This window comes from Micromonospora mangrovicola (assembly GCF_047200535.1).
Classification (GTDB): Bacteria; Actinomycetota; Actinomycetes; order Mycobacteriales; family Micromonosporaceae; genus Micromonospora.
In genome coordinates this window covers 21,380-28,382 of the sequence record NZ_JBJZOG010000084.1, presented here as the reverse complement: position 1 = coordinate 28,382, position 7,003 = coordinate 21,380, and the positions used below count along the sequence as shown (strand labels likewise).

Here is a 7,003-nt window from a genome sequence, read left to right as displayed (position 1 = left end):
CTCAGCGGTCACCGGCCGGCACCGGCACCGGCTCGGCCTCGGCGGGCATCTCCGTCGCCGCCAGCCGGCGGGCGCGACGGCGCAGCCACCAGGTGCTGGCCAGGCCGGCGAGGACGGCCAGCACCAGGCCGGCCCAGGAGATGTCCTTGAGCCAGTGCTCGGCGGCCCGGCCCACGGTGAAGAGCAGATACGTCGTGCCGAACGCCCAGAACAGGCCGCCGGTCGCGTTGGCCAGCAGGAACCGGCGGTACGGCACCTGCAACGCGCCCGCCAGGGGCCCGGCGAGGATCCGCAGCAGGGCCACGAACCGCCCGAAGAAAACCGCCCAGACACCGTGCCGGGCGAAGCTGGCCTCGGCTCGGGCCAGGTGCGCCGGGCCGAGGTGTTTCGGGAAGCGTCGGCCGAGGCGTTCCAGCAGGGGACGGCCGCCGCGACGGCCGACGGCGTACCCGATGGAGTCGCCGACGATGGCGCCGGCCGCGGCTGCGGTGGCCACCCACTCCGGCTCGACCAGCCCGGTGGCCGCAAGGAGCGCGGCGCTGACCAGCACGATCTCGCCGGGCAGCGGCACGCCCATGCTCTCCACGCCGATCACCCCGGCGACGATCAGGTAGACCACGCCCGGGGGAAGCGCGGAGAGCCAGTGCTGTACGTCGACCACCGCCCACCCCTTCCGGTCCGACCTCGAACCCTACCCGGCAACGGGTGGTGCGGCGCCCGGGTCAGCCGGGGGTCACCGGGGCGAGGAACTCCAGCCGGTTGCCGTGCGGGTCGTGGGTGTGGAAGCGGCGCATCCCAGGGACCTCCTCGTCACCCCAGGTCACGGGGTGACCGGCGGCGGTCAGCCGCGCGGCGAGCGCGTCGAGGTCGGGGCGGAGCAGCGCCGGGTGCGCCTTGCGGGCCGGCCGGAAGTCGTCCTCGACGCCGAGGTGCAGTTCGGCGTCGTACCCCGTGAACCAGCAACCACCGCGGGCGGCGAGGGCCGGCGGCTTGGGCTTCTCGGTCATGCCGAGCAGGCCGGCGTAGAAGGCCCGGGAGAGGTCCTCGGAACCTCGTGGGCAGGCCAGCAGAGCGTGATGGATCATGGTGCGACCTCCTCGTCCCGAACGCTGGCACGAAGTTGCGCGAATAGCAAGACGGACGTACGGTTTTGTTGAGCCCGACGCAGGTAAGTGTTGCCTAAGCACGGCAACGCCCCCGCGGGTGCGACAGACTGCTCAGGACTACTCACGGTCGCTGGTGTGAAGGAGTACGACGTGGCGAGCCTCGACACCTTCGGTGCGAAGACCCAGCTACGCGTCGGAGACGCGAGCTACGAGATTTTCAAGATCGGCAAGGTGGAGGGCCACGACCGGCTGCCCTACAGCTTGAAGATCCTGCTGGAGAACCTGCTGCGGACGGAGGACGGCGCGAACATCACCGCCGACCACATCCAGCAACTCGGCGCGTGGGACCCCACCGCCGACCCGAGCGTGGAGATCCAGTTCACTCCGGCGCGGGTGCTGATGCAGGACTTCACCGGCGTGCCCTGCGTCGTGGACCTGGCCACCATGCGGGAGGCCGTCCGCGACCTCGGCGGCGACGCCACCAAGGTGAACCCGCTCGCCCCGGCCGAGCTGGTCATCGACCACTCCGTCATCGCCGACCTGTTCGGCCGCGAGGACGCCTTCCAGCGCAACGTCGAGCTGGAGTACGAGCGCAACAAGGAGCGCTACCAGTTCCTGCGCTGGGGCCAGACCGCGTTCAACGAGTTCAAGGTCGTGCCGCCGGGCACCGGCATCGTGCACCAGGTCAACATCGAGTACCTGGCCCGCACGGTGATGGAGCGCAACGGCCAGGCGTACCCGGACACCGTGGTCGGCACCGACTCGCACACCACGATGGTCAACGGTCTGGGCGTGCTGGGCTGGGGCGTCGGCGGCATCGAGGCCGAGGCCGCGATGCTCGGCCAGCCGGTCAGCATGCTGATCCCGCGGGTCGTCGGCTTCAAGCTCTCCGGCGAGATGCCGGCCGGCACCACCGCCACCGACCTGGTGCTCACCATCACCGAGATGCTGCGCAAGCACGGCGTGGTCGGCAAGTTCGTCGAGTTCTACGGCCCGGGCGTGAGCGCCGTGCCGCTGGCCAACCGGGCCACCATCGGCAACATGTCCCCCGAGTACGGCTCCACCGTCGCGATCTTCCCGATCGACGCCGAGACCGTCCGCTACCTGGAGCTGACCGGCCGCGACCCGCAGCAGGTCGCGCTGGTTGAGGCGTACGCCAAGGAGCAGGGCCTCTGGCACGACCCGAACCACGAGCCGGAGTACTCGGAGCGGCTGGAGCTGGACCTCAGCACCATCGAGCCGTCCCTGGCCGGCCCGAAGCGCCCGCAGGACCGGGTGCCGCTGGGCGCCGCCAAGACCCTGTTCCGCTCCGCCCTCACCGACTACGTGGCCGACGGCGCCCCCACCGGCGAGAAGGACATCAAGCCGGGCGTGCCGCGCGAGCAGCTGCCCCGGGGCGCGAACGGCCCGGCCGACGAGGCCAGCGCCGAGTCCTTCCCGGCCAGCGACCCGCCGGCCAACGAGTTCAGCGACCCGGCCGACGAGCCGCGCGACCTGGAGACCGCGGCGGCGGGTGCCGGCGGGCGCGCCACCAACCCGGTCCGGGTGACCGGCGCCGACGGCGTCGGGTACGAGCTGGACCACGGCGCCGTGGTGATCGCCGCGATCACCTCCTGCACCAACACCTCCAACCCGCAGGTCATGATCGGTGCCGCGCTGCTGGCCCGCAACGCCGTGGACAAGGGCCTGGCCCGCAAGCCGTGGGTGAAGACCACCCTCGCCCCCGGCTCCAAGGTCGTCATGGACTACTACGACCGTGCCGGCCTCACGCCCTACCTGGAGAAGCTCGGCTTCAACCTGGTCGGCTACGGCTGCACCACCTGCATCGGCAACTCCGGCCCGCTGCCGGAGGAGGTCTCCGCCGCGGTCAACGAGGGCGACCTGGCTGTCGTCTCGGTGCTCTCCGGCAACCGGAACTTCGAGGGCCGGATCAACCCGGACGTCAAGATGAACTACCTGGCGTCCCCGCCGCTGGTGGTCGCGTACGCGCTCGCCGGCACCATGGACATCGACCTGGCCAACGAGCCGATCGGCGAGGACACCCAGGGCAACCCGGTGTTCCTGCGGGACATCTGGCCGAACAGCGCCGAGATCCAGGACGTCATCGCCTCCGCGATCGGCGCCACCGGCTTCAGCTCGGCGTACGCCGACGTCTTCGCCGGTGACGAGCGCTGGCAGTCGCTGCCGACCCCGACCGGCGACACCTTCTCCTGGGCCGGCGAGTCCACCTACGTCCGCAAGCCCCCGTACTTCGAGGGCATGGAGCGGGACCCGAAGCCGGTGGGCGACATCAGTGCAGCTCGGGTGCTGGCCAAGCTGGGTGACTCGGTGACCACCGACCACATCTCCCCCGCCGGCTCGATCAAGGCGGACTCCCCCGCCGGCAAGTACCTGGCGGAGCACGGCGTGGCCCGGCACGAGTTCAACTCGTACGGTTCCCGCCGGGGCAACCACGAGGTGATGATCCGGGGCACCTTCGCGAACATCCGGCTGCGCAACCAGCTCGTCCCGGGCGTCGAGGGCGGCTTCACGGTCAACCACCTGACCGGCGAGCAGACCTCGATCTACGACGCCTCGATGGCGTACCAGGAGGCGGGCGTCCCGCTGGTCATCCTGGCCGGCAAGGAGTACGGCTCCGGGTCGTCCCGCGACTGGGCGGCCAAGGGAACCATGCTGCTCGGCGTCAAGGCGGTCATCGCCGAGTCGTACGAGCGGATCCACCGGTCGAACCTGATCGGCATGGGCGTGCTGCCGCTGCAGTTCCCGGTCGACACCACCGCCGAGTCGCTGGGCCTGACCGGCACGGAGACCTTCTCCATCAGCGGCGTCACCGCGCTGAACGAGGGTGAGACCCCGCGCACGGTGAAGGTCACCACCGACACCGGCGTGGAGTTCGATGCCGTAGTCCGGATCGACACCCCCGGTGAGGCGGACTACTACCGGCACGGCGGCATCCTGCAGTACGTGCTGCGTCGCATGATCGCCGGCTGACGTCATACGGCTGGAAAGGGCCGCTCCCCGCGCCGGCGGGGAGCGGCCCTTCGCCTTTTCCCGTGCCGCCCCGGTGACCGGTCTCCGCTTCGCTATGCGGCAAGGACGACGGCCGTGCCGGTCACCGCGATGCCGGCGCGCGGTTCGGCGGGGATTCCGACGGTCAGGACGCTGGGGCGGCCCAGGTCCTGACCCTGGTACACGGTGACGGTCGCGGGTGGCACGACCGACCCCAGCTCGCGTAGGTAGCCGCCGAGAGCCGCGGCCGCGGCACCGGTGGCGGGGTCCTCCACCACAGCGCCGGGCGGGAAGGGGTTACGCGCGTGGAACAGGTGCAGGGACTCGCGCCAGACCAGGTTGATGGTCGTCCAGTCGCGCTGCGCCATCAGGGTGGCCAGCGCATCCATGTCGTAGTCCAGGTCGGCGAGTCGTTGCCGGCTCACAGCGGCCACGACGGGATGCCAGGCGCCGGCGAAGGCGACTCGAGGCGGCAGCGTCACGTCGAGGTCGCCGGGTGCCCATCGCAGCGCCTCGAGCAGCGCCACGAGATCACCGGCGGCGATGGGCTCGATCCGCGGCTCCACGCTGATCAGCGTCGCGGTGGTCGTACCGTCCGGTGCCACGGCGGTGGACGCCTCGACCAGCCCGGCTCGGGTGTCGAAGTACAGGACCCCCGGACCGTGCCGCTCCGCCCAGGCGGCTGCTGAGGCGATGGTCGCGTGGCCGCAGAACGGCACCTCGGCCATGGGGCTGAAGTAGCGAACCTCGAAGCGCCCGTTGCCGCGAGGCACCAGGAAGGCCGTTTCGGAGTACCCGACGTCAGCGGCCACGCGCAGCATCTCGGCGTCGCTGACCCCGGTGGCGTCGAGCACGACACCGGCCGGGTTGCCGCCCGCCGGATCGGCGCTGAATGCGGCGTAGCGCAGAATCTCCATGATCATGACTGTAGGCGCAGGGACGGCCGGAAGTAAGGACCGCCGTGCTACGCCCACGGTGGGATGTGTCGGCGGACGTAGTCGCGGGCCCGGGGCAGCGGGTCACGCCAGTACCGGTCCGGCATGCGGTGGTGGTGCTGCTCGCAGAACTCGGCGAGAGGCGCTGCGATCCTGACACGCTCCAGCGGCTGGCCCTCGAACTCCGTGTTGACCGCCAGTAGTTGCGACTCGGGATTCCAGCCCGAGTGGTCGAACGCCCAACCCTCCCAGACCGCGTACGTGTGGAAGACCTCCCCGCCACCCGCGCGGCGCACCGCCACGATCTCGATCGCCCGGTCCGGAAAGGAGTCTCGGCACACCCAGGCGAGGATGTGACACGCCCCGGCAGCGAAGAACGCCTGATCCGCCCGCTCCCACGCGACACGCTGATCCGACCGCTCGATCGCCGTCCGACGAAACACCCCCGCTGCCCCGGCTGCCACGACCCGGACGTCAGTCGATCGGTCCGAGCAGCGTGCGGCGGAGCCCGACGCGACTGTCCCGTTCGCCGGCCTCATTCACCGGCGGCCCGGCGGCGCTCGTCACGTTGCTTCATGGCGTGCTCCACCAGCGTGATCAGCACCTCCTTGACCGACTCCCGCTCCCGCGCGTCGCAGAGCACCACCGGTACGCCCGGGTCGAGGTCGAGCGCGGCCTGCACCTCGTCCAGCTGGTACTGCTTGGCGCCCTCGAAGCAGTTCACCGCCACCACGAACGGGGTGCCTCGCCCCTCGAAGTAGTCGATCGACGGGAAGCAGTCGGCCAGCCGTCTGGTGTCGGCGAGCACCACCGCGCCGATCGCGCCGAGCGCCAGCTCGTCCCAGACGAACCAGAACCGGTCCTGGCCGGGGGTGCCGAACAGGTAGAGCACCAGGTCGTCGCTGATGGTGATCCGGCCGAAGTCCATCGCCACCGTGGTCGTGGTCTTCTGCTCGACGCCGGACAGGTCGTCGATGCCGACCCCGGTCTCGGTCAACACCTCCTCCGTCCGCAACGGGCGGGTCTCGCTGACCGCGCCGACCATGGTGGTCTTGCCGACACCGAAGCCGCCCGCGATGAGGATCTTGATCCCGGTGGGCAGCGACGCCGCCCCCGCCGGCCGCTCAGAGCGCCCGTAGTCCATTGAGTACCGCCTCGAAAATGCTGTCGTCGGGAAGGCCGGCGGGGGTCGCGCTCGGCTCACGGACCTGCACCAGGCTGCGGGCAGCCAGGTCACCGAGGAGGACCCGGACGGTGCCCACTGGCAGGTCGAGGTGGGCGGCGATCTCGGCGACGGACTGCATCCGCTGGCAGAGACCGATGATCGCCACGTGCTCCGGACCGAGCCCGGACTCCGAGTCCACCTCCGCCCGGGTCGAGGTGACCAGGGAGATCAGGTCGAACGTGCCGGTCACCGGGCGGGCCCGGCCACCGGTCACCGCGTACGGGCGCACCACCGGACCCGCGTGGTCGTCCACCCACTCGTGCTCCGCGGGCTCCCCGTGGCCGGTCATCGCACCGGATTCTCGCCGGCGGACTGTTCGCGGGTGGGCGTGGCGACGAACCGCCCGACCCGGGTCACCAGCATGGCCATCTCGTAGGCGATCAGCCCCACGTCGGCGTCCTCGGCGGCCAGCACGGCCAGGCAGGCGTTGCGCCCGGCTGCGGTGACGAAGAGGAACGATGACTGCATCTCGATGATGGTCTGCTGCACCTGGCCACCGCCGAAGCGTTTGCCGGCACCCCGGGCCAGGCTCTGGATACCGGCCGCCATCGCTGCCAGGTGCTCACCGTCGTCCCGGCTCATGCCCCGTGACGAGGCCATCAACAGGCCGTCGGTGGTGAGCGCCACGGCGTGTTCCGCCTGCTTGACCCGGCCGATCAGGTCATCCAGGAGCCACGTCAGGTCCGCGCCCGAAGCCGTCTGCTGCGCCACTCGTCGTTCCTCTTCTC

Annotated in this window: 8 protein-coding genes; 1 reads left to right on the top strand and 7 read right to left on the bottom strand. The window is 70.9% G+C overall.

Going from position 1 to position 7,003, the window contains the following annotated elements; all coding sequences use genetic code 11:
- Position 1 precedes the first annotated feature (1 nt).
- On the bottom strand, positions 2–661 hold the full coding sequence (locus ACL02O_RS25875) for a DedA family protein (RefSeq protein ID WP_412820761.1): 660 nt from the start codon (positions 659–661) through the stop codon (positions 2–4).
- Between the two features lie 61 nt (positions 662–722).
- The gene (locus tag ACL02O_RS25870) at positions 723–1,085 is read right to left on the bottom strand and encodes a VOC family protein (RefSeq protein ID WP_412820760.1); all 363 of its coding nucleotides are present in this window, start codon (positions 1,083–1,085) and stop codon (positions 723–725) included.
- A 156-nt stretch (positions 1,086–1,241) separates the two neighbouring features.
- Here ACL02O_RS25870 and ACL02O_RS25865 point away from each other — a divergent pair, with 156 nt between their 5' ends.
- Entirely contained in the window at positions 1,242–4,097 is a 2,856-nt protein-coding gene (locus ACL02O_RS25865; protein WP_412820759.1) for an aconitate hydratase, read from the top strand.
- Positions 4,098–4,189: 92 nt separating this feature from the next.
- On the opposite strand, the gene ACL02O_RS25860 is transcribed toward ACL02O_RS25865, so the two are convergent.
- The 5 genes from ACL02O_RS25860 to ACL02O_RS25840 all read right to left on the bottom strand — a co-directional run bounded on the left by ACL02O_RS25860 (position 4,190) and on the right by ACL02O_RS25840 (position 6,986).
- Positions 4,190–5,032, bottom strand: coding sequence for a PhzF family phenazine biosynthesis protein (locus ACL02O_RS25860; RefSeq protein WP_412820758.1), 843 nt, complete (start codon positions 5,030–5,032; stop codon positions 4,190–4,192).
- 47 nt (positions 5,033–5,079) lie between these two features.
- Positions 5,080–5,391 (bottom strand): hypothetical protein, encoded by a 312-nt coding sequence (locus ACL02O_RS25855; RefSeq protein WP_412820757.1) that lies wholly within the window; start codon positions 5,389–5,391, stop codon positions 5,080–5,082.
- Positions 5,392–5,585: 194 nt separating this feature from the next.
- Positions 5,586–6,194: a GTP-binding protein gene (locus ACL02O_RS25850; RefSeq protein WP_412820756.1), complete on the bottom strand. Its 609-nt coding sequence runs from the start codon at positions 6,192–6,194 to the stop codon at positions 5,586–5,588.
- Positions 6,175–6,564, bottom strand: coding sequence for a DUF742 domain-containing protein (locus ACL02O_RS25845; protein WP_412820755.1), 390 nt, complete (start codon positions 6,562–6,564; stop codon positions 6,175–6,177). Before ACL02O_RS25845 ends, ACL02O_RS25850 begins: the two co-directional genes overlap by 20 nt.
- Positions 6,561–6,986, bottom strand: coding sequence for a roadblock/LC7 domain-containing protein (locus tag ACL02O_RS25840; protein WP_412820754.1), 426 nt, complete (start codon positions 6,984–6,986; stop codon positions 6,561–6,563). Before ACL02O_RS25840 ends, ACL02O_RS25845 begins: the two co-directional genes overlap by 4 nt.
- Positions 6,987–7,003 lie beyond the last annotated feature (17 nt).